Consider the following 20,701-nt stretch of genomic DNA (forward strand, 5'->3'; position numbering starts at 1 on the left):
CGAATCGTTCCCGTCGAAACGAATCATTTTCAAGGCGCCACGGTCTTCTCTCGAACGCCCGATGTTCGAGAGGAGACCAGACACATGCCTGCGTGCATATTTTGGACACCACGCCGTCTTTTTGGGGAGCACAATCCCGCGAACACACCGAGCATGGTTGGGCGTCGGTCCCGATCGGATCCCATAGGGTCCTGTCGGCAATTTGCCGGACAATGACGGCTCGCAAGGACACGCCGCCGCGGCAGCTGCGTCGCCGTGCGTTGCTGATCGTGCGGGCTATCTCGGCGGCGCGATCCACTAAAGGCTTACTTGTTCAGGTCCTTGGCCATCTGCAGATGGTGCTCGAGCGCCGGTCGCATACTGACGGCCCAGGCCTTCAAGGCCGGATTGTCCCCTTCGTCGCCATACCGCTTGAAAAGATCGACGGCCTGCTTGTGCGCGTCTTCCTGGTCTGAGTGGTATTGCTTCGTGAAGTCCTGACCCTGAAGGCCGTTTAAGGTCTTGAGCATTTCGGCCTGCGATGACGTCATTGCCGCTGGAAGCGTCGCCTTCACGTTGCCGCTGGCAACGAGCCCCTTCAATGCCTCGGTCGTCTTCTGGTGGTCTGTGATCATCTGTTCGGCGAAGGACTTGGTCGCCGCATCGGAACGTTCGACCGCAAGCTTGCTTGATTCGATCTCGAACATGTCGCTTGTAGCCGCTTCGGTCACGAAGTCTTCCGTCTTTGGAGCAACCCCGATCAGCGAGTTTACCCCGGATTTCTCCGCAGCCGATTGGGCCAATGCTGGCGCCATCATGAGGGCGGTGAGGACACAGGACAGGGCAACGGTTTTCATGAGCAATTTTCCTCGATATCTGTTGGCCGTTTGCTTTTGCGCCCGAGAGACGTTGGCGCATCCGATTTCTGAGTTCACCTCCAACAACTGAACTGCACGTTGGTTCCAGGGATGGACCAGGGCGCTTGCCGACACGTCAGCCGCGCTTTGATTGCAACGAAGAATGTGGAACTGGCGTCGGTCTGGGCCAGGTCTTTGCATCGTCTATTGGCTTAGATTTTTTCCTGAGAGCTCACTCTTGATCCTTGTCCGGCAAGACGGCGCTGATGATCTGTCTGACGGTGCCACGCACGAGACCGGCCTCATCCGGATCGCCCTTGAGCAATGTGTCGGTGAGGTGGCGTACCTGCTTCAACGTCAGGTGCGGCGGCAATGGCGGGACTTCGGGATCTGTCTTGAATTCCAAAACGACCGGCCGGTCGGCATCAAAAGCTTCATCCCAACCGGCACCGACCTTATCGGCCGCGGCGACAAAAATGCCATGCAATCCGATCAGTTTCGCGAACTGGTGATAGGGGACATCAGGGATTGATTGGGAGGCCTCGAACTTAGGATCGCCTTCCATGACCCTCTGCTCCCAAGTGACCTGGTTGAGGTCCTCATTGTTGAAGACGCAGATGATAAAGCGATGATCTTTCCATCTGCGCCAATATTTGGCGACGGTGATCAGCTCGGCCATATTGTTCATCTGCATGGCGCCGTCGCCGACAAGCCCGACGACCGGTTTGTCTGGATGCGCAAACTTTGCCGCAATTGCATAGGGGACAGCTGCTCCCATGGACGCCAGTCCGCCCGAAAGCGAGGCCATCATTCCGCGCCCGATCTTGACGTCGCGTGCATACCAGTTTGCGCATGAACCGGAATCGCATGTGATGATCGCATCGACCGGCAACCGCGGTGACAGCTCCCAGGCAACGCGCTGCGGATTGATGGGATTTGCCTTTGCAAGCGCGCGCTTCTCAAGCAGTTTCCACCATTGGGCGACGTTGCTTTCCACGGTGTCTCGCCATTTTCCGCCTTTTTTGGTCAAGCAGAGGGAGCAGGGCGGCAAGTGTCTCAGATGCATCCCCCACCAGATTGACGGTCATGGGATAGCGTATGGACAACATTGCCGGATCAATATCTATCTGAACGGCATTGACCTGGCCTTCGGGGGGCAGGAACTCCGAATAAGGAAATCCCGATCCGACCATCAAAAGCGTGTCGCAGCTGTTCATGAGATCCCATGAAGGCTTGGTGCCGAGAAGACCGATTGAACCGGTGACCCAAGGTAAGTCGTCGGGCAAAGCCGCCTTGCCGAGAAGCGCCTTGGCGGCTCCCGCAGCCAGCCGATCGGAAACTTCAATCAGCTGATCGGTTGCCTGCAGCGCACCGGCTCCTGCCAGAATAGCCACGCGTTCGCCGGCATTCAGGATTTCGGCGGCATCCTCTAGATCGGCTTGATGAGCTGCGATGCGCGGAGGTCTGTACCCGGTGCCGGAATGGACCGTGCCGTGAACGCGCGCAGGTTCTTCATAAGGCATTTTCTGCAGATCGTTTGGGAGAATGACGGCACTCACCGTCCTCTTGGCGATCGCGATGCGCACGGCCCGGTCGACGAGGTGGCGCACCTGTGCCGGTGTCGCGGCCTGGTAGACGAAGTCGCGGGCGACATCCTTGAAAAGGGCGGCAAGATCGATTTCCTGCTGGTAGTGGCCGCCGATCGCATCGCGCGCCTGCTGGCCGACGATTGCAAGCAACGGCTGATGATCGCATCGCGCGTCATACATTCCGGTCACAAGGTGGGTCGCTCCAGGACCTGATGTTGCAATGCACACGCCCAAGTCGCCGGTGAACTTCGCGTGGGCGCACGCCATGAAGGCCGCCATCTCCTCATGCCGAGCCTGGACAAACTCTATCGTGCCGTCTGCGCGATTGAGAGCGCCAAAGACACCGTTGATCCCGTCCCCGGGATATCCGAAAATTCGCCGCACACCCCAAGCCTTCAGGCGCGATACGACAAAGTCACCGACTGTCTGCGACAAATGTTGAACTCCTTGGCACGCGCTGGAAGGCTTGAGCAAATCCTGCCGATGTTGCCTGAACCGATCTTGTCGGATGGCGTCGATCGTCAAATCTAAAGCCAAGGCCAGTTGCGTGTGGGCTCGCCGACCTTTCACCGTCTTCACGGGACCCGCTTGCCGAGGCGGTCTGACGGGGGCGGACTTCAGCCCCACGTCAGAAATGAGACGGCTACTGGTTATCCGGGCAGGCTTCACTCTTGGAAGCGCCACCGCTACCGCCCTGTGTCGCAACCGAACCGGGGGCCGGCTCGGTCGGGCAGCGCGAGCGGTCCACGGTGCCCGTGGAATTGGTGTTGCCGCTGGTCGTGCTATTGGTGGCATTCGGATCGACGACCGCCGGTCTGTTGGTGCCTGTCTGTGTCTGCACGTCGCCGCTTGCGCCCCCGCCCGCGTCTTGACCCGGCGTCCGGTCGCCGGTCATGTTGTTGGGCACGGGATTGGACTGGGCGAAAACTGATGTCGCCATTCCAAGTGACAGTACTGCTGCGGCAAGAATCTTGAGTTGCATCGGAAATCTCCTCGTGTTGTCGTTTGGATAACGAGGTTGGAACCCCGAGCAAAAGCGCTTGTTCCCGTCGGCCGGCAATTTTCTGCGCATTAAAGTGTGATCGCGAAAACGACCTGAAGCCGTCTCGTCGATCAGTTGCTCTTCCTCGCGAGCCAGGCCAGTGCTTGCCCAGAACGGTCCTGGCGCCGGAGGGACGGTCAGGGGGCGCACCCCGCTTGACCCTGTGCCGCAGACGACGACAGCAAGAAAGGGATTAGGTCCGGATTGGACGTCGAAGCGCCATTGAGGCCATGCCGACAACCATGTCGGCGCAACCGAGCAAGGGGGGTGGGGCCTTATCCAGTCTCTGGCCCGTGCTTCAAGCCCTGTCAGCTCATCGAGGTCGCCAAAGAGTGCGCGCCTATGTCTTACGGTTTCGGGGCTGTCGAACGCCAATAGCTGGCGCATGTCTTGCACCGGCGCCGTCAAAGAGCCAAGTATGGCGAAGGGAATGGATGGTTGCGATTGCATTGAAGACGTGCAGCGCCTCGCATCTCTACCGTGATCAGATTGGAGCTGCCGAGCAACGGTCTCAATGTCGAAACGATCAGGAAGTGCAGATTTGCCGCTCCATGGAGGGCGCGTTCCACATTGGTTGAGTGACCGCATGTCAAGGCTCGGTGCGCTGATGACGGAAGCTATCGTGCACCACTATGGACGCGACGAAATGCTGCGGCGGCTGTCTCATCCGTTCTGGTTTCAGTCCTTTGGCGCCGTGATGGGCATGGATTGGCATTCGTCCGGCATCACGACGAGCGTGCTTGGTGCCCTGAAGCGAGGTTTGAAGCCGCTTTCGGCTGAATTGGGGCTGCACGTTTGCGGAGGGCGCGGCTCACACTCTCGAAAAACGCCCTCAGAACTGATCGACATCGGCTACCGCGTCGGCATCGATGGATCAGCCTTGGCCAGTGTCAGCCGGCTGATCGCCAAGGTGGACAGCGCCGCCGTACAGGACGGTTTTGATCTTTACTTGCACAGCTTCATTGTGACGAGCGACGGTCAATGGGTCGTGGTTCAGCAGGGGATGAACCCTGAGAGACGTCAGGCAAGACGATATCACTGGCTATCCGAGGGGCTGGAGAATTTTCTGGATTCGCCCCACAGCGCAATCGAGGGCCGCAGCCAGGGCAACATCATCAATCTTGCTGATCGGCGAGCCGAACAGTCGCGAAGCGGTCAGCTCGATCTTCTGGCGACGCTTGGTCCCGATCGTATCGCGCGTGAGGCCTTGGCGCTCGATCGTGCAGCTGATGCTATTCCGCGTCCTTGCGACGAGCCGCTTTTGCCGCACCTGATCATGCCCGAGCATCATGATGTTCGCGATAGCGACGTGAGCATGAAGCGGCTTTACGCAAATCTTTCCGCTGCCGCCGATTGCGGACCGGCTGATTATCCGCAACTGCTTCTCGTGCCAGGCGTGGGGCCGCGGACGGTGAGGGCACTTGCCATGGTCTCGGAGGTTGTCCATGGCGCCGCGTGCCGATTTTCCGATCCCGCGAGGTTTTCTCTCGCACACGGCGGCAAGGACCGGCATCCCTTTCCGGTGCCCTTGAAGGTCTATGACGAGACAATTCGCGTTTTGAAATCGGCGGTTACAAAAGGTAAGCTGGCACGCGAGGAAGAACTGGCGGCTTTATGGCGTCTTGATCAACAAGCGCGTCGGGCCGAACAATATGCAACTGGACCTGATCTCAAGGAAATCATCGCCGGTGAGTTTCGCGATTCCGGCCAGCTTGGCGGCCGCAGCGTGTTTGGCTGGGAATAGCGCCACGCTCCGTTGCTGAGCGATCGAACGCCCGGCAGCATGCTTCAAACTCTCACTCCAGGCGTCGATTGCCAATGTGTTGCCGGGACGACGCGCCCCTTAAGCATTCTGACTGCGAGCACTTGCTATCGAGGCTGCCAATGCCACGGCCATCGCGTCTGCTGAAAGTGGCTTCAAGATGCATTGGCGTCCATGAAACCGTGACGGAAGCACATCCCTGTCATAGCCGGTTACGAATACGAATGGGACGCCACGCTCGGCGAGTTTATCCGCCAAAGGGAATATTTGCGTTCCGTTCAGTTGCACGTCGAGAACCGCAGCATCGACCGGCTGATGTTCGAGAGCGCAAAGACCGTCTTCCAGGCTAGGGAAAGGTCCGACGACTTGGCTTCCTTGCTCTTCCAGGGCAAGGCCAAGCGCGCTGGCCTGCAGATAGTCATCTTCAACGACGAGAATATGTTTTCCAAGAAGGTCTGCCAGCAACATGTCCTTCTCCCATACCGAATGCCGCTTTGTCATTCAGGCCGAGTTTGGCTCAGTCGTCAATGAGTGTTTGTCGAAAGGTTAGAAAGCGTACAATTGGCGTGGTTGCCCCGCTGCCTGTGCTTTGGCCTTATTTTACACCTGCCAAATTTGCTTCACGCGTATGAAGGACCTCGGATCTGCCTGCGTCTCCTATCCACCCGCACCGGGAGGGGCGTCGTTTTCAAGAAATTCATGGTACTGGACCGTCTCGGCCTCGTCGACATCGATCGTCGCGGACGGTTTGGCGATCAGACGCACACCTGGTCCGCCGTCGACGGGCCCTTCGCCGAAAAGCAGGAGACCGGCAGCGACAAGTGCATCGACGATCGCCCGCGTGGTTGCCGTATCAGGCAACGGGCCTCTTTGCGCCTCCACCGCATGGACGGCAATGAGAGACACACCTGCAGTTCTTGCCAAATCCTCAGGGCTCCATCGCAACAGTGCTCTTGCCGCGCCCACCTGCTCACCTGAGGTCATGAGAATCCTCCAACACCATGTGCAGCCGCAGACTGCGGTACGAAGCGACCCTGTGGCTGCCTTTTCCTGCCTGATGCCGATCGTGTTTGGCGCTGGACAAGCATCTGTTCGTTGGCGCCGGCTGCGGGCTCACAGGAACCCTTCTGCCATCTTGGGCGGATCTATGTTTTCATCTGGATTGGGACGCGGCACCTCATCAGGCAGCCGATCCGGATCCGGCTCCTTGATCGGCGGCTCTGGTTTGAAGGGAGGCGACACGGGTGGGATCGTTGGATCCTCCGGAAGCACCGGCTCATTGGGTATCGAGGTCATGGTGACCCTCCAGCATTGAGTGAGAAATGTCGCCGCGCAGCCTTGATCGTGAAGGGACAAAGCGCCGATCGGTTGTATTGGACCCTGGGTTCGAGGCAGCCGCAATCCTTTGGCAGTGCCGTGCAACCTTTGTTCCACCTACCTTTTGTTCGCCATGGCCCAAAACCACGCTAGCGGCTCATTGTTCCCTTGGTCCCGGAGCCCTCTGTCACGGGGCAGAGATCAACCGCGGGGTCACGGGCTGCGATCTGGCTGATTGAGGAGCAAGGCGATTTCGGCAAGGAGCCTTTGGTCGAACGGCTTCGGCAGCTTGATGAGGCCACGTGTGCAGATCCGCCGGCGGGTGCTCGAAGACATCGCATCTGCCGGATCGAGAGACTTCTTCGTTATTTATTTTGTTGTCTCGACCGTCAGACGCTTCAAACCGGACGGGTTGCTTTCGAACTGGACGCGGCCGCCGAGGCTAATAAAAGCGGAACTTGCGAGGTGTTTGTCGGAGATTTTCGCGCAAACGGCACCGACGGATGAGCGCCAGGATCAGCTGCAAGCTTGGCTTTCCGGCTCCTCACATGTGTGGCTGGAACTCTGGGGCCACCGCAGCGTTAGAAAGGCTCTAGAAACGAGCCATAAAATGAATATTAAGAGCGAGCAGTCAGGAGAGGGGGTGGAGGAGACCGGGGTGAGGCAATTTGGAGCGCTTTGTCTGCGCTTGGTGCCCGATGGACCGGAGATCCTCCTTATAACGACAAGGGAAACGAAGCGGTGGATGATCCCAAAGGGATGGCCGATCCGCGGACTGAAGCCGCATGAGGTCGCCAAACGCGAGGCCTGGGAAGAGGCAGGCGCGATCGGCAAGGTCAAAAGGAAGCGCTTCGGCCGGTTTCGGTACGCCAAGCTCTTGGCTGACGGGCGCGAGGTCGAGCCTGTTGTCGAAGTCTATATTTTGAATGTGCGGCGTCGGAAGAAGCGTTTTCCGGAAATGACTGAGCGCAGCGTTGCCTGGATGAAACCGGCGGAAGCGGCGCGGCGGGTCAAGGATCCCGAATTGAAGAGGTTGTTGACGACAGTGGCTCGCGAATACGAGGTTGCTGAAGAGGTCTAAGCGTTTCGATATATCAAAGGGCTTTTCTTCCCGAACAACTCCGCTCGTCGGGCGACGGACACGGATCCCCTGCAGGCGAGCGCGTCCACGAGCCCTGGGCGGTCTGCGGAATGATTGCAGCCTCGACCGGTGCGTAGGTAGCCAACTGGCAGCAATTTGACCCACCGCCGACCAGATCATCGCCGAACAAGAAAGGCGGAACGTCGCGTGCGGCTGAACCAAATCCGGGCTCGTCGATTGCATGCGGGTCGAAGGCTCAGCTGCGCCGATCCCTCGGGCACTCCCGCTTGGTGCGGTATCGAACGGAGCATTGATGTGACTTTAAAAGCTGGCCAAAGCTTTATACTCTATGTCCTGTCGCATCGGCGCTGCAAACCTTTGGGGAAGGCCTTTCGCCTGTTAGCCCTTGAAACTTTCCGCTTACGCCTGGCCAAGATTGAATATGACGACAATGCACCCCACACACTTTCGACATGGCTGGGCCGCCCTTAAAATGAAATGCCCGCACTTTCGCCAATTCGAAGGTAAGGAGCATTTCGTTCAAGATCTGTGTGAAGCTTATAGCGAAGCCATCCTGTTTCGCGACAGGATGCGGCTTGTCGGAGACCTTGATCTCGTCGTCGAGTATGATCAGACCTGCCGGGAGTTGGAGAAAGCCGTCTACGACGACCTGGTGATCTATAGTTCTCATCCGCAAGCATCATTGCCAAAATTCTGACCGACGCGGCGCTCGGTTCGGCCTGGGGGAACTCCTGAACGAACGCAAGCCGTGAACATGGTGTGTTTTTCACGTCGACTGCAACGAGCACTCGTGTAACGCGCGAAACCGGCCCGTAGGTCGAGGAGGAGATGGTCCGTCTGTGTGCCCGCAACGGATTGCCGCACGACGTTCGACCACCTTTCAATCGAGATGCCAGTGGGCACCAGCTAATGGTCCAACTGGGCGGCGATGGAATTTTTGCGCGCCCTGTGTGTTGACAGCGCTTCGTTGAATGTGACCAGCAGTGCTTCAGCAATGTCCGTAGGGAGGCCGCTTCTGAGCAATCTCCCAATGATCACTTCTTGCATGAAAACATGTTTCTCCGCTTGGGCGACATGTCGGTCAGCGAGCATCAGGTCAGCTTCGGTGTACATTTCTTTCACCAGCGAAGCGCCATTATACTGCCTTTTGGCCGATCTCGAAGTGAAAAAGGAGAAGCCTTAGGCGGCCGACAGTCCGTAGATGGGACGGGGACGAAAATCGGCCTTTCTCAAATGGCGTGCAACCAAGAAACCTAAAGCTCCTCCTCGTGCGCCGAACACGGGCCACGCGTGGATGTTCCAAGTAATAATAAGAAGATTCGCCCACTTAAAAACTTGCCAATCAAAATTGCCCGCGGGATAGGCCGGGTGATTGCGCTGCTGCATTTGCCGGGAACAAGGCACATCTTGCTCGAACGCTCCGTTTCCAATCTTGCCGTTCTGTAAGCGCAAACGGCACCGATGGTCGGGGCACTTGCGCGACGGCCATGCACCCCGCGCCCGACGGCAACCTCGTCTTGGTTGTCGGTTCAGCTGGTAAAGCGGCCGCGTCCCACCCGGCTCGGATAGGAAACACCCTGTCAAGGACGGTCGATGCGTTACTTTATAGCTGGGACCCCGAAGGGGGATGGGGACGATATCGGCTAGCGGTTCCTGGTTGCTCCGTGTACAGCGGCGATCAGGCGCGCATCAGGAATGGGCCTTGCAAGAAACGACACACCGGGACTGAGGTCCGCTTTTCGCAACCTCACCAGTCCAGACACGATGATGACCTTGGTGCGCGGCCACAGCGATCGTACGCAGGACGCCAAACCAAGACCATTGACATGGCCGGCCATGTTCATGTCCGCAATGACAGTATCGAAGCGATTTTTCTTAAGCAGGGCCAATGCCTGGCCAGCATTGCCTGCTTCCGCTGCACTTATTCCAGCACGAGCAAGGGCGACCATGGTGCGGTGCCGTTGCGCGACCTCTTCGTCGACCAGAAGGACACGCGCCGGTGCTGCGGCGATGACGGAAGCTCGCTTGCGCGCCAGAACCTCCTCGCCGTCAACAGAGGCCTGTGTGCGTTCCATCAATTCGCGCTCCGCCACTGCCTTCATCCAGTGTTGCTGATCATTACCCACCGGTCGGCCAGCCTCTTCCCAGAGTGCATAGGCCCGTTTGCTGATCCATTCACTTCTTAGGTCACACATGTCTATCTCCGCTACCCATTAACAACGAAGACGAAGTCGATGTTCCCGCCTCCAAAAAAATTCTTGAGGGTGAGGCAGAGGCGATCGACAGCTCGCGTCTCAGGGCATTTAGGTTCTGATTTTCGCGAGGAACTTCGGGCGGGCTGATCGGTTAAGGTGAAGCAAACACTTCATTCCATGGTGAATATGAAAGCTCCGAGAGATCCCATTGACGCAATGGCGAATTCGCCAGGCGAAAGGAAAACCAAGAGGAAGGTGGCGAGGTTCGCAATCATTCTGATTGCCGGCGCAGGACTTACCTTCTTCTTTCTCTATCTTTGCATCGTGGTGTGGGCCATGCTCGCCCAGAACTGAAGCGAGCGTGTTCGGGCCGGAGGTGGCAAAAAGGGTCAATCGAATTATGGAACATTACCCAGGAGAGATCGTTGTTGCTCCTGGTTGCAGATCCGTTACAGGTCCTTTGCACATGTCCGAGAACAAAATCCTTAGCGAACCCGTGAATGATCTGGCGCGCCGCCTCGCATCGATGATTGACGACGAAGTGTTTGCGGCCATGGAACTTCTGGAAAAAGCGAGCGAGGAACGCCATCAGGGCGACCTGGACGATGTTCTCTCACGCATAGCGCTGACGGAAAGCGAAATCGAACGGCGTTATCCAGGGCAGCTTCTGCTCCCTTACCGGGAGTGGAAGGAGCGCACCGCCAGGCCCTGAGTGCCAGGCGGCAAAGCGATCTTCATCACGCTACCAGCATCAAGCCTTGTGTCCTCGAATGCTGGCCTTTGGCGGGCCTGATAGGTCATGTTCGTGAGATGTCCCCGGCGGCAAGTATCTGCTCGGCGGCAAGCTTGGCGGCGGTCACGGCACCACGTCGGCGTGGAACGCCATCGCGCTGCAATCGCAACATCCAGTCGCGGAAGGAATGATATGATCTGCACGAGTAGCCTCGGCGGAAGGGCAGCGACGACGCGCCTGTCAGGGCTGCGAGCGGTCATTTATCCCGACGATCATCGGCCTGCTCATGTACACGTCATTAGCAACGGCTGCTCTGCGGTTTTTATCATGAACTGCCCTGATGGGCCGCCAAAGCTGAGAGAGAACAGAGGGTGCGAAAAGCCAGAATTCGGTAGGATCGCAAGGAGGTGGCCCGCAGGTAAGCAATTTCATTGCAGTTGCTACCTTTGCAGGGGACCAGGCGACTGATGGGATGTCAGGCGGCTCCGGCGCAGCTCCACTTCTGCCTCGATGATCACGTCCTATAGCGGCTATCCGCCGGCAACGTTGAAGCCTCCCGCCATCTCCGTTCGCGGTGTCAAAGACGATGGGCACGTGGCCTCACTCTCGGGTGCGGAGAGCACACCAGACAGGATGGGAATAATTCATCCTGTCTGGTACCGATTTACACGGCGTCAGACCGCAACCTTTTCCAACTCGGCCAAGGCATCCCGCGGCAATTCAATGCTCTCCGCCGCAAGGTTCTCCCGCAAATGCACTCGTGATGAGGTGCCGGGGATCAAAAGGATATTCGGCGACCGCCTGAGAAGCCAGGCGAGTGCAACCTGCATCGGCGTTGCGCCGAGCCGGCCCGCGACATCGGACAAGGTCGAGGATTGCAGCGGCGAGAAGCCGCCGAGCGGAAAGAACGGCACATAGGCAATCCCTTGAGAAGCGAGCGCGTCGATCAATCCATCGTCTTCGCGATGGGCGAGGTTATACTGGTTCTGCACGCAGGCAATTTCGGTGATCTTTTTGGCATCCTCGATCTGCCTTGCCGTTACGTTGGACAAGCCGATGTGCTGGATTAGGCCCTGCCGCTTCAGGTCTGTCAGAACTTCGAGCGGTTCATCGAGCGATCCTTCGGCAGGACCGTGCACGTCGAACATGGCGCGGAGGTTTACCACCTGCAGGACGTCGAGGTCCAGATTGCGAAGATTGTCATGCACGGCCTGCGTCAGTTGCTGGCGCGAGAACGCGGGATTCCACGAGGCGTCAGCACCTCGAAGCGCGCCTACCTTGGTGGCGATCACGAGGTCATCGCCGTAGGGATGCAAGGCTTCCCGGATGATCTGGTTTGTGAGATGCGGGCCGTAGAAGTCGCTGGTGTCGATATGATTGACGCCGCTTTCTACAGCCTCGCGCAGAACAGCTACGGCTTCGGGGCGATCGCGTGGAGGGCCGAACACGCCTTTGCCTGCAAGCTGCATCGCGCCATAGCCGAGCCGGCGCACCGCGCGGCCGCCGAGGGTGAAGGTTCCGGATTGTCTACTGGTCGTCATGGCTTGAGCTCCTGTTGCAGGGCAAAAGATAGGCGACTGACATAGAGGTCACAATCCGCTACAGTCCGGACAAGCTGTCCGCCATGGCGGACGATGCGAACCTAAAAAACTGGAGAACAAGATGCCGGACATGGCCGATGTCAGCGCATTCCTGCTGGTCGCCCGGGTCAGAGGCTTTCGCGAGGCGGCGCGCAAGAGCGGTATCAGTTCGTCGGCGCTGAGCGACGCCGTCAAGCGCCTGGAGGCCGAACTTGGCGTAAGGCTTCTCAACCGCACCACGCGGAGCGTGCTGCCAACGGAGGCGGGTCGAACACTGATGGAACGCCTCGGGCCTGCCTTTTCCGAGATTGCGTCTGCGCTCGATCAGGCAAAGAGCAGCCGCGACCGCCCAGCCGGGTCCTTGAAGCTCAACGTTCCGGCGAGTGCTGCGCGCCTCGTCCTGCCGCGTGTCGTGCCGCCCTTCCTTGTCGCTTATCCAGACATACGACTGGAGGTCGTCACCGAGGAGAGCTTCGTCGACATCATAGAAAGTGGCTGCGACGCCGGCATCCGTTATGACGAACGGCTCGAACAGGACATGATCGCAGTGCCGATCGGCCCGCGCCAACAGCGCTTCGCCCTTGCCGCATCGCCGGAGTATCTTGCCACGCGGGGCAGGCCACAACATCCGCGCGACCTGCTCGCGCATGACTGCATTCGCGGCCGCTTCCCTGGACGCGCCATTCCGCCTTGGGAGTTCGAGCGTGACGGGGAGGTGGCAGTCATCGAGCCTTCCGGCACCCTCGTGGTGCAATCCGGCAGTGGCACCGATCTCGGCATTGAAGCCGCCATTGCGGGTACTGGCATTCTGTATCTCTTCGAAGACTGGCTGAAGGCACATTTCGAAAGCGGCTCGCTCTTGCCGGTGATGGAAGACTGGTGGCTGCGCTTTTCGGGGCCGTTCCTTTATTATCCTGGTCGCAGACTCGTGCCTGCACCGCTGCGCGCCTTCATCGATTTCGTCAAAGGAATGCCAGGAGCTTAGGGCGAAGCTAGAACCGCGTGCGTCCATTCAGACGCACGCCCTGGAACTCTCTGATTATGAAGCCGCACGTTTTGTTCGGCTCGGCTGGACACGGTTCGCTGCCGAAGAGGCTCCTTTTCATGCCTTGAACGGCGCAAGATTTCTGGAACTGTCGAGCACACTGTTGGTTTTGTTCAGCGGTGGAGGCTTAAAGGAGTTCAGTTGTGACGGTTATCAACATTGATCACCTTTTGGACACAGAGCCTGATCAGGCATTCGTGCGTCAGGATGACTCTGGGCGCGCGCTTTTTAGCTTTGCAATCGAGTATCGGATGGACAACGCGCGTTGGGCAGCCAGCATCTGGGCCTATTCCCATGAGGACGCAGAAGCGCGCGTCAAGGCGATGAAAGAGACGCTTGCACTATGCGGCCAGGTCTTCTGCGAAGTACCAGGATGAGCGCAAATCGCCGCGTGGTCCGCTCGGCCATGGGCGCGCAATCCCAAGGACATTGAATAGGAACTTTGACAGAGATGAACAGTTACCGCCTTGGCAAGTCAAGCCTGTTTCTTGCGAAGTGCTATCCTCGAGATCAGGCATTGTTTCCACCTTTTCATCATGAAGGCGCAGGAGAAGACCATGCTGAAATCGTTTCTGAAGGAAATTCTCGGCGCACCGTCCGGGATCATGGAACGCTGTCCGAGCCTCCTGTCATTTCGCAATAAGTGCCACGTCCTGGTTCTTTTCGAGGGTGCTGCCGATGACCGGCCCGACATGCAGGAAGACTTTCTGGCAAACAAGCACGATATGCTGCAATCACATGACATCGCGCTTTTGCGCGTCGCAGGCGGCGGCGTCTTTTCCAGTTTGGATAATCCGGTGGAAATCGATGCTGACGAGATCCGCAACGACCTGGACGGCCCGTCCCCGGAGGACTTCGAGGCTGTGCTGGTAGATCGTGAGGGTGCCGTCGTCTTTCGCTCGTCGAGGCCGATAAATCTGCCATATCTGTTGGACCTGATTAGCGGCTCCCCCGGCGCCGGCGGTCCTGCGTCAAAAAACGATCTCTAACGCTTGAGAAGAAGGGTCGTCACTGGCGTTGCGGCTGCTGCGTCTGTGGCTCACCTCTTATTTTCGACGATGGCAGGCGATTGACGCTGGCATGCTGGGACCGGCGATCTACATTTCCTCATGAGGAGGAAAAGAAATGAACGTCATGATCGTCGAGGACGAGTACTACATCGCCATGGATCTGCAGAGCATTGCCGAACAAGCAGGATATCACAGCCTGGAGCCCCTCGCCACGATGGAGCAGGCGCTTGCCTATGCAAACAAAGCTGATATCGCCTTGGTCGATTTGAGGCTTGCCGATGGCATGACCGGGCCGGCGCTCGGCCGCAAGCTGATCGACCGTTTCGGCGTGGAGGTCATTTATGTGACTGCCATACCGGAGGACCTTGGAGCGGGACTGGAGGGCGCCTGCGAGATTATCACCAAGCCGTTTACCGGCGAACAGATCTGCAAGGCGCTTGCAAAGGCCGCGCGCCTGCATAGAGAGAGACATGACCGAATTCGAGTGATCCAGTGATCGGGGCTGCGTTTTGCCGGACAACTGAGGCGGCCTTCCCTCAAAATCGTGCGGAGCCTGGCGCGGCCATCGCTCGCGGTTTTCCTCGTGGTTGCGGATGGGAAAAGACAATGCCGACCTCGGGAACTTGCAGCCGCTAAGGCGGTTTGGGTGCAAGGGGGGTGTCGCAGTTTCGACCGAGTACGCTGTCATGCAGATCTATCACGCATTTACACCTGACAATGCCGTCACTGGCTCAATTGTCGTGAGGCTTTATCATTCCAGCGATCAGGTACGGGGCTATGTCCGCGAGGTCGCTGGGCTCGGAACGGAAGATGCCATTTTCCCGGGGGAGGAAATGGAGCCAGAGCCCGCGCTCAGACTTGCTCGAGACCATGCAAGGAATGCGAAAGTCAAGCAGGTCTACGTTGAACTGGCCGAGGGCCTGCAGTGGGACAACGCATGGGGCGTGCTTGTGTGACACGCTCGGGGCTGGACTTGTCAGCCCTGATCATTGTCTTCCTTGACCTCGGATATGTCATAGTTCGGGTCCCAGTCCTTCACTTTCTTTCCACCCGGGGGAGCCTTGTTGGCGGTCGCGTCTTCGGAGCCCGTAACGACGGTCGGCTTGGCACTGGCTACGCCGGTGCTGTCGCGCTTTGCCTGCGAGGGAGCAAATTGGCCAGTTGCGTCTTTTCGGTTCTTCATCAGTTTCACTCCATTGTCGAGCTCGGAACGTCTGCTGTGCACAGACTTCGCCGTCGTCAGATCGACAGGCCGGCAAGATCAATGGGATCTTCTGGCTGTGGAGCGCTGACTTACGGCGTCTTTACCCATCTTAGACCTTCAAACAGGGGGTCATATGCGGGTGTGGGATATGCCGTCATGGCTGACTGCAAGTGCCGCCTGGTCGAACCAGATGCGGTCGCGGTGCCAGACCGGATGAATGAGATCGCCGTCGCTTAGAAGGCCGGTGCAAAAAGACGTCGGTGATTGCAGGAAAGCAGTCTCCATGCCGACGAATGCGAGCCGGGTACTGCTGGCGCTATCTGGGATCTGCGAGGCCGTCTGCTTCCGTGTTTCGACGATCATGACTTCGGGAACGAGTGGCGTCGCCTCCATGAGTTCTCTTGCGATTGCAGGAATAGTGGTCCTTGCACCAACGTAAAACGACAGGTGCGGGTTTTCCTGGAACTCAGTCAAAGCGGAGTTGAGGGTCTGAGGCGCGACATCGCTGACCACACCTTCAAGCCCGACCAACTTTCTTGCCCTCGTCACGCTGACCCCGCGCTGAAAGATGCCGGCGAAGTCGTAGAGGACCAAACGGCGGCTCAGATATCGGACCGACCAATCACCTGTCAGGCCCGCCTCGACGTGATTCCGGTTGTCGAGTTCCTCCAGTATCTCGAGAAATGCGCACCGGGGCCTGGTCATGATGCAATCCTTTCATAAGCAGAACAACGGGCGAATGCCTTCGTTCCAACAGGGCTCGCCGATTTTCGAGTGCGCCGTGTCACAGGCGCGCCGGTCGCACAAGCCGGCCCGATTGTCATCGTGCTGTCGGGAAAGGAGAAGCGGATTGAACATTTTCGACGAGCACACGACAGCTTTGGCCGCAACATCGTCTGCCGTCGTTTCGTCATTGGTCATGGACCTATCGGCGAGAGATCTGGTTCTGCCAGTCGCGCAACTCACCAGCCGATGGCCTTTTCAGGAACCGGCGTCGGACCGGCGCGAGCATGAGCGCGCAATCGGCGTTCAACACCCAGCGCCTGGCAAAATCATATGGCCGGCGCCCGCTTCCGCCATAGGCAGGATCCTCGCTCGACCAGATAAGCTGCCACTCTGTCTGTGAAGGTGGGGCAAAGAGCGGGTCGGGCAGGCTGTCGATGGCGAGGTTCTTGCCAATGTTGACAATCAAAAGCCTCTCGTCGTCTGCGGCTGGCGCGCGATAGCGAAGCAAAAAGGCTGAATCCGAAATGACGCTACCATCCAGTTCGTGACGGGAGGAATGCGATTGCGTACGAAATGCCACGTGGCTCTGTCTCAATGCCAGGAGATCGCGATGAAGCGCAACGACGTTCGGCTTTGCGTCTCGTTCCGACCAGTCGAGCTTTGCCTGCTCGAAGGTGTTTCGATCACATGGGTCAGCAAGCACACTGATGAGTGCTGGATCTGTCAGATTCGGGAATTGACTGATAAAATCGACCCGTCCCTGGCGGACGTTGCGTGCAAGTTCCCCGACGCGGTCGGCAAAGTAACAAAAGGGTGCAGTAGCTGCAAATTCCTGCCCCTGAAAAAGCATGGGTATCTGTGGCCCGAGCAACAAGAGTGCCGTCATCGCCCGCAGGCGCGCGGGTGCTGCAACCTCGCTGATCCTGGCGCCACTGGTCGAATTGGCGATTTGGTCGTGATTTTGGAGGAAATGCACGAAGTTCTGAGCCGTGAGATCGAGCGCGGGTGAGCCACGTCCCGCATCCTGCCAGTCATAACGCTGTCCTTGAAATAGGTAGCCGTACTTGGCAGCCGAGACGAACTCCTGTGCGCTGCCACGATGGTCATGGTAATAGGCCTCCCGACGCCCGGTGATCGCCACCATTGCAGAATGGTGAAAATCATCGTTCCACAAAGCGTCGAGGCCGTAGCCACCATCCTGTTGATGGCGAACCATGCCTGCTTCCTGTGGCTCGTTTTCGCTGATCAGAATGATGCGTCGATTGCCAGCGGCACCTCTTGCCGTTCGCGCGATCACCGAAATGATGTGTTCCGGGCTTTGGTCAAAGAGAGCCTGCGTCGCATCGATGCGCAGACCGTCAAGATGATATTCGTCGATCCAGTATGCGGCGTTCTGGGCGATGTATTCTCGAACGCCATGCGAATTCCTGCCGTCGAAATTGATGGATTGACCCCATTCGTTTTCGTAGCGGTCGGTGAAGTAATCGGGGGTGAAATCGGCAAAGCGATTGCCGTGACCGAAATGGTTGTAGACGACGTCGACAATAACGCTGATGTTCAGCTGGTGGGCAGCGTCCACAAAGGCTCGAAGGTCGTCTGGTGTGCCATAAAGGTGGGTCGGAGCATAAAGGAGCGTTCCATCATAACCCCAGCCGAATTCGCCCTCGAATTCATTGAGTGGCATCAGTTCGACGCAGCTTATTCCAATTTCCTTCAGGCTGCTTAACCTCCGGCTTGCTGCTGCGAGCGTTCCTTCCCGCGTAAACGTGCCGACGTGCAATTCGTAAAGCACAAGGTTTTTCAGGCTCGGACCCCGCCAGGTCTTGTCGCTCCAGGCATAAAGATGGGGATCGATGACGATTGATGGGCCGGTGGTCCCGGTGGATTGAAAGCGAGAGGCCGGATCCGCGTGGCGAGCGAGTTGATCATCCAGTCGCAGCCAGTAGCGCGCGCCTGCGGTGACGCCGGGAACGAAGGCCGAGAAATAGCCTTTCGGTTCACTCTGCAGCTCGTGCTCCTCTGCCCCATCAATCACGACATGGACGCGGGCCCTGGACGGCGCCCACACGCGAAACGAGACGCCGCCGTCAACGAGCTCGGCGCCGATCGGGTATCTGCGACTTCTGGTTTGCTTGTCGGAATATGTCCGGGATCTGGACGGCTGGGAGTTCATCGAATGTCCTTGGAACTATTCTCAATCAACGATCCGTTTGTGACGATGTTCCCAAAAGGAGGGCAGGACGCGTTGCGCCAGCCCTTCAAGTGCCGAGGCTTCGACGTGAACGGGACAAGCTATAAGAACGCGTATCTTCAATCGGGGGATCTGCTTGCACCGACGCTTAGAACGTCTAGGCGGGCGTTTCCAACGCGGTCAACATTGTCGCCGACGGCTGTCTTTCCTGGTCGATCAGGCGGCAATATTCGCGTTCCGGGACGCCGTAGGCATCCCCCGCAAACGTCTCCAGTCCTTTGCGATCACGTACGATGACGTTGGCACGCTCAGACCGTATGAGGCGTTCGCCTTCAAGCGTATGCAGTGCAATTGTCACGGACGGCCGGCGAACAGCGAGCATCAACGAGATGTAATCATGCGTCAGGGCGAGCTCGTTGTTCTGCATTCGGTCCTGAGACATCAGGATCCACCGCGCGAGCCGGATGTCTATGGTATGCGATGCATTTGAAAAGGCGGTATAGGCGACCTGGAAGTGAAATGCCAAAACGTAGCGCAGCAACAGATCGGTGAGATCGCGGCTACGGTCCATCGCATCGTGAAGGGTTGAGAGTGGTAGTCTCAAGCCATGTCCGGCAACTTGCACGACGATGTCGAAAGGGCCGCGGCCGGGATGTAGCAGGCCGGCAATCGGAGCAAAACCCTCATGTCCCGCCATGCCAGCCTCCGCCCTCCGTCCGGTCGCCGAGACGGCAATGACCGAGGCGATGCCGGTGGATGGAAAAAAGGCATAACCGAATGGTTCGCCTGCCTTGGCCAGTTGAAGACCATGCGGCATGTCCACTTCTTCGAGCCGATCCTTGATCAGCTCGTAGTCTTCGTCGGATAGAGCGCTCAGGAGCCTGTTGCTGGTACGATTTGCAGTCATTGGGCCGGCCTCCGTCGGATCCTCAAGTATCGCCAGATGGCTTACAGTTCGGGTGCGATCAGCAAGCGACGGACGCGTTCAAACAAACTCGATCCGAAAAGGTTTCAGGCAATCTTCAACTATCGCCGGCCTGACGTCATCAAGTTCATGAAAGCCTGGATTTCCAAGCGACCTTCTTCCCGGCATTGCCGACCAGATCGCTGTGGGCCCGCCTGCAGGGCAACGGCGCACCCATGCAAAAGCCGATCTTGGTCGCTCATATCGTTTCGTCATGTGGGCTTGCTCGCCGCTGGTTGCATAACCAAAAGGCGACATACGTCGTCGGAGGTAACCACGCACTCGCCTGAACTGAAAAGTTCAACGAATTCAATTCGAACCGTTTCTCCAACAAAGGAAGTAGGACTTCGGTCCCTCTAGGTTGTCGATCTATCCTTCGCTAGCCTCCTCGTCTGGCGTAGACCTTAGCGTCGATGATCCTCAGGTCCTTGCCGGGAGCGGGCTGGGTAGCAGGGGAGAGGATGGTCGGAGCTGCCGACGATCCTCTCCTTTGCGCAACTGACGTGGCAAGCAGCCCGCAAACCAAGAGATCGGACGAACGCCCATCATCAGGAGAATTGCACGTTGCCGGCAAAAAAGAGCCCCGCGTAATGACGCGGGGCAATGAAAGTGCTGTGATAGGCCTTGGGGGCGACTAGATCCCAAAGCATGCACCCAACCTCAATCGAGGCGCTTTGTTCCCGGCGCACTGAAATTCCCTCTCAGCATCGTCGAAGTGTGGTGAGCACCTTCACTGGGCATTTGCCCGTGGTGAGGGCTAAATGAACACCTGCTTACCAAGGCCCTCGCACAATTCGCTCATCGCGATGAGGTCGAGGTTTCCCATTGCTCTTTTCAGGTCCACCCCGACCTCCCGAGGGAGGGCATAACCCAACTGGGTCTGTTGGCCGCACACGGAATTGATCCCGACAAGGCGGCCGATGGGGTCTTGGGTCTTATCGAGCGCCTGGCGCGAAATGAAGGCCTAACGCCGTTCCATTGATGGGCGGCATCCTTTTGTTCGATCCTCAAACCCGCAAGGCTCCAAAGGGTCAATTTACGAGGAGTCGCTCGAAGTCCTCGGGTGCCCAGGAGGGTTGGACGACGAATGTTGCGTTTCGCTGGCCTGAGAAGTGGGACTGAAGTCCCAGCGCCTGCGCCAATGAACTTCGCGAGGGTGAGAAGCCAGATCGATATCAGTCTGTTTAAATCGACAGCTCTTTGGCGCGCGCGTTGATCTGGTCGCAGGCCTCCCCGAATGGATCGCGCATCGGCACCAGGAGTGAAGCGCCAAGCAGGAGCAGCGCTTTCAAGTGCGCCCGGCCGCCTACCTCGCCCAGGACCGGCGCATAAGGTGCCATCGCGGTGTGCGCCTCGCCGGCATAAAGGCGCTTGTACTCGGCAAAATTGGAGAAGTTCTCGTGAT

General features: G+C 58.2%; 21 protein-coding genes and 2 pseudogenes. 9 read left to right on the top strand and 14 right to left on the bottom strand.

Going from position 1 to position 20,701, the window contains the following annotated elements; genetic code table 11:
• Window positions 1–305: 305 nt before the first annotated feature.
• From ATY80_RS11135 to ATY80_RS11145, 3 genes and pseudogenes are all read right to left on the bottom strand, one after another.
• Window positions 306–836 (bottom strand): DUF4142 domain-containing protein, encoded by a 531-nt coding sequence (locus ATY80_RS11135; protein ID WP_088692477.1) that lies wholly within the window; start codon window positions 834–836, stop codon window positions 306–308.
• A gap of 232 nt (window positions 837–1,068) precedes the next feature.
• Window positions 1,069–2,860 (bottom strand): annotated as a pseudogene (locus ATY80_RS11140) (thiamine pyrophosphate-requiring protein).
• Between the two features lie 208 nt (window positions 2,861–3,068).
• On the bottom strand, window positions 3,069–3,407 hold the full coding sequence (locus ATY80_RS11145) for a hypothetical protein (RefSeq protein ID WP_088692478.1): 339 nt from the start codon (window positions 3,405–3,407) through the stop codon (window positions 3,069–3,071).
• 574 nt (window positions 3,408–3,981) lie between these two features.
• Here ATY80_RS11145 and ATY80_RS11150 point away from each other — a divergent pair.
• Window positions 3,982–5,211, top strand: a complete 1,230-nt coding sequence (locus tag ATY80_RS11150; RefSeq protein ID WP_088692479.1) for a DUF763 domain-containing protein — start codon at window positions 3,982–3,984, stop codon at window positions 5,209–5,211.
• A 99-nt stretch (window positions 5,212–5,310) separates the two neighbouring features.
• On the opposite strand, the gene ATY80_RS11155 is transcribed toward ATY80_RS11150, so the two are convergent.
• The 3 genes from ATY80_RS11155 to ATY80_RS11165 all read right to left on the bottom strand — a co-directional run bounded on the left by ATY80_RS11155 (window position 5,311) and on the right by ATY80_RS11165 (window position 6,525).
• A complete protein-coding gene (locus tag ATY80_RS11155; protein ID WP_189637129.1) occupies window positions 5,311–5,697 on the bottom strand; it encodes a response regulator in 387 nt (128 codons plus the stop codon).
• 189 nt (window positions 5,698–5,886) lie between these two features.
• Window positions 5,887–6,213 carry a helix-turn-helix transcriptional regulator gene (locus ATY80_RS11160; RefSeq protein WP_088692481.1) on the bottom strand — a complete coding sequence of 109 codons (327 nt, stop codon included), beginning with the start codon at window positions 6,211–6,213 and terminating at the stop codon, window positions 5,887–5,889.
• A 129-nt stretch (window positions 6,214–6,342) separates the two neighbouring features.
• Window positions 6,343–6,525 (bottom strand): hypothetical protein, encoded by a 183-nt coding sequence (locus ATY80_RS11165; RefSeq protein ID WP_088692482.1) that lies wholly within the window; start codon window positions 6,523–6,525, stop codon window positions 6,343–6,345.
• 631 nt (window positions 6,526–7,156) lie between these two features.
• Between ATY80_RS11165 and ATY80_RS11170 the strand changes: the two genes are divergently transcribed.
• Complete coding sequence (locus tag ATY80_RS11170) at window positions 7,157–7,627, top strand: NUDIX hydrolase (protein WP_088692517.1); 471 nt, start codon at window positions 7,157–7,159, stop codon at window positions 7,625–7,627.
• A 442-nt stretch (window positions 7,628–8,069) separates the two neighbouring features.
• Window positions 8,070–8,345 (top strand): hypothetical protein, encoded by a 276-nt coding sequence (locus tag ATY80_RS11175; RefSeq protein WP_088692483.1) that lies wholly within the window; start codon window positions 8,070–8,072, stop codon window positions 8,343–8,345.
• Between the two features lie 209 nt (window positions 8,346–8,554).
• Here the strand turns inward: ATY80_RS11175 and ATY80_RS11180 are convergent, their stop codons facing one another.
• Both ATY80_RS11180 and ATY80_RS11185 read right to left on the bottom strand, forming a co-directional pair.
• The gene (locus ATY80_RS11180) at window positions 8,555–8,761 is read right to left on the bottom strand and encodes a hypothetical protein (RefSeq protein ID WP_088692484.1); all 207 of its coding nucleotides are present in this window, start codon (window positions 8,759–8,761) and stop codon (window positions 8,555–8,557) included.
• Window positions 8,762–9,291: 530 nt separating this feature from the next.
• Window positions 9,292–9,843: a response regulator gene (locus tag ATY80_RS11185; RefSeq protein WP_088692485.1), complete on the bottom strand. Its 552-nt coding sequence runs from the start codon at window positions 9,841–9,843 to the stop codon at window positions 9,292–9,294.
• A gap of 466 nt (window positions 9,844–10,309) precedes the next feature.
• On the opposite strand from ATY80_RS11185, the gene ATY80_RS11190 reads away from it, so the two are divergent.
• The gene (locus ATY80_RS11190) at window positions 10,310–10,555 is read left to right on the top strand and encodes a hypothetical protein (RefSeq protein WP_088692486.1); all 246 of its coding nucleotides are present in this window, start codon (window positions 10,310–10,312) and stop codon (window positions 10,553–10,555) included.
• 695 nt (window positions 10,556–11,250) lie between these two features.
• On the opposite strand, the gene ATY80_RS11200 is transcribed toward ATY80_RS11190, so the two are convergent.
• Window positions 11,251–12,117 (bottom strand): aldo/keto reductase family oxidoreductase, encoded by an 867-nt coding sequence (locus ATY80_RS11200; RefSeq protein WP_088692487.1) that lies wholly within the window; start codon window positions 12,115–12,117, stop codon window positions 11,251–11,253.
• Between the two features lie 121 nt (window positions 12,118–12,238).
• On the opposite strand from ATY80_RS11200, the gene ATY80_RS11205 reads away from it, so the two are divergent.
• The 5 genes from ATY80_RS11205 to ATY80_RS11225 all read left to right on the top strand — a co-directional run bounded on the left by ATY80_RS11205 (window position 12,239) and on the right by ATY80_RS11225 (window position 15,167).
• On the top strand, window positions 12,239–13,141 hold the full coding sequence (locus ATY80_RS11205) for a LysR family transcriptional regulator (protein ID WP_088692488.1): 903 nt from the start codon (window positions 12,239–12,241) through the stop codon (window positions 13,139–13,141).
• A gap of 203 nt (window positions 13,142–13,344) precedes the next feature.
• Window positions 13,345–13,578 (top strand): hypothetical protein, encoded by a 234-nt coding sequence (locus ATY80_RS11210; RefSeq protein ID WP_088692489.1) that lies wholly within the window; start codon window positions 13,345–13,347, stop codon window positions 13,576–13,578.
• Between the two features lie 180 nt (window positions 13,579–13,758).
• Window positions 13,759–14,190, top strand: coding sequence for a DUF4174 domain-containing protein (locus ATY80_RS11215; protein ID WP_088692518.1), 432 nt, complete (start codon window positions 13,759–13,761; stop codon window positions 14,188–14,190).
• 136 nt (window positions 14,191–14,326) lie between these two features.
• The gene (locus tag ATY80_RS11220; RefSeq protein WP_088692490.1) at window positions 14,327–14,707 is read left to right on the top strand and encodes a response regulator; all 381 of its coding nucleotides are present in this window, start codon (window positions 14,327–14,329) and stop codon (window positions 14,705–14,707) included.
• A gap of 190 nt (window positions 14,708–14,897) precedes the next feature.
• The gene (locus tag ATY80_RS11225; RefSeq protein WP_088692519.1) at window positions 14,898–15,167 is read left to right on the top strand and encodes a hypothetical protein; all 270 of its coding nucleotides are present in this window, start codon (window positions 14,898–14,900) and stop codon (window positions 15,165–15,167) included.
• A gap of 20 nt (window positions 15,168–15,187) precedes the next feature.
• Here the strand turns inward: ATY80_RS11225 and ATY80_RS11230 are convergent, their stop codons facing one another.
• The 5 genes and pseudogenes from ATY80_RS11230 to ATY80_RS11255 form a co-directional block, all read right to left on the bottom strand.
• Window positions 15,188–15,394 (bottom strand): hypothetical protein, encoded by a 207-nt coding sequence (locus tag ATY80_RS11230; protein ID WP_088692491.1) that lies wholly within the window; start codon window positions 15,392–15,394, stop codon window positions 15,188–15,190.
• A 150-nt stretch (window positions 15,395–15,544) separates the two neighbouring features.
• A complete protein-coding gene (locus tag ATY80_RS11235) occupies window positions 15,545–16,120 on the bottom strand; it encodes a hypothetical protein (protein ID WP_088692492.1) in 576 nt (191 codons plus the stop codon).
• A 220-nt stretch (window positions 16,121–16,340) separates the two neighbouring features.
• On the bottom strand, window positions 16,341–18,314 hold the full coding sequence (gene treZ, locus ATY80_RS11245; protein ID WP_088692494.1) for a malto-oligosyltrehalose trehalohydrolase: 1,974 nt from the start codon (window positions 18,312–18,314) through the stop codon (window positions 16,341–16,343).
• A gap of 175 nt (window positions 18,315–18,489) precedes the next feature.
• Window positions 18,490–19,239, bottom strand: coding sequence for a Crp/Fnr family transcriptional regulator (locus tag ATY80_RS11250; RefSeq protein ID WP_088692495.1), 750 nt, complete (start codon window positions 19,237–19,239; stop codon window positions 18,490–18,492).
• Between the two features lie 1,241 nt (window positions 19,240–20,480).
• A pseudogene (locus ATY80_RS11255) lies at window positions 20,481–20,701 on the bottom strand (hypothetical protein); the annotation flags it as partial.

The sequence above is a fragment of the Rhizobium sp. R711 genome (genome assembly GCF_002211365.1).
GTDB lineage: Bacteria > Pseudomonadota > Alphaproteobacteria > Rhizobiales > Rhizobiaceae > Rhizobium.

Bases quoted from the DNA above. Each gene is read 5' to 3' on its own strand.
- ATY80_RS11150 (WP_088692479.1), top strand. From the start codon at position 3,982: ATGTCGAAACGATCAGGAAGTGCAGATTTGCCGCTCCATGGAGGGCGC.
- ATY80_RS11205 (WP_088692488.1), top strand. From the start codon at position 12,239: ATGCCGGACATGGCCGATGTCAGCGCATTCCTGCTGGTCGCCCGGGTC.
- ATY80_RS11145 (WP_088692478.1), bottom strand. From the start codon at position 3,407: ATGCAACTCAAGATTCTTGCCGCAGCAGTACTGTCACTTGGAATGGCG.
- ATY80_RS11200 (WP_088692487.1), bottom strand. From the start codon at position 12,117: ATGACGACCAGTAGACAATCCGGAACCTTCACCCTCGGCGGCCGCGCG.
- ATY80_RS11185 (WP_088692485.1), bottom strand. From the start codon at position 9,843: ATGTGTGACCTAAGAAGTGAATGGATCAGCAAACGGGCCTATGCACTC.
- ATY80_RS11235 (WP_088692492.1), bottom strand. From the start codon at position 16,120: ATGACCAGGCCCCGGTGCGCATTTCTCGAGATACTGGAGGAACTCGAC.
- ATY80_RS11170 (WP_088692517.1), top strand. From the start codon at position 7,157: ATGAATATTAAGAGCGAGCAGTCAGGAGAGGGGGTGGAGGAGACCGGG.
- ATY80_RS11180 (WP_088692484.1), bottom strand. From the start codon at position 8,761: ATGTACACCGAAGCTGACCTGATGCTCGCTGACCGACATGTCGCCCAA.
- ATY80_RS11220 (WP_088692490.1), top strand. From the start codon at position 14,327: ATGAACGTCATGATCGTCGAGGACGAGTACTACATCGCCATGGATCTG.
- ATY80_RS11135 (WP_088692477.1), bottom strand. From the start codon at position 836: ATGAAAACCGTTGCCCTGTCCTGTGTCCTCACCGCCCTCATGATGGCG.
- ATY80_RS11230 (WP_088692491.1), bottom strand. From the start codon at position 15,394: ATGAAGAACCGAAAAGACGCAACTGGCCAATTTGCTCCCTCGCAGGCA.
- ATY80_RS11155 (WP_189637129.1), bottom strand. From the start codon at position 5,697: ATGTTGCTGGCAGACCTTCTTGGAAAACATATTCTCGTCGTTGAAGAT.
- ATY80_RS11165 (WP_088692482.1), bottom strand. From the start codon at position 6,525: ATGACCTCGATACCCAATGAGCCGGTGCTTCCGGAGGATCCAACGATC.
- ATY80_RS11250 (WP_088692495.1), bottom strand. From the start codon at position 19,239: ATGACTGCAAATCGTACCAGCAACAGGCTCCTGAGCGCTCTATCCGAC.
- ATY80_RS11175 (WP_088692483.1), top strand. From the start codon at position 8,070: ATGACGACAATGCACCCCACACACTTTCGACATGGCTGGGCCGCCCTT.
- ATY80_RS11225 (WP_088692519.1), top strand. From the start codon at position 14,898: ATGCAGATCTATCACGCATTTACACCTGACAATGCCGTCACTGGCTCA.
- ATY80_RS11215 (WP_088692518.1), top strand. From the start codon at position 13,759: ATGCTGAAATCGTTTCTGAAGGAAATTCTCGGCGCACCGTCCGGGATC.
- treZ (WP_088692494.1), bottom strand. From the start codon at position 18,314: ATGAACTCCCAGCCGTCCAGATCCCGGACATATTCCGACAAGCAAACC.
- ATY80_RS11190 (WP_088692486.1), top strand. From the start codon at position 10,310: ATGTCCGAGAACAAAATCCTTAGCGAACCCGTGAATGATCTGGCGCGC.
- ATY80_RS11160 (WP_088692481.1), bottom strand. From the start codon at position 6,213: ATGACCTCAGGTGAGCAGGTGGGCGCGGCAAGAGCACTGTTGCGATGG.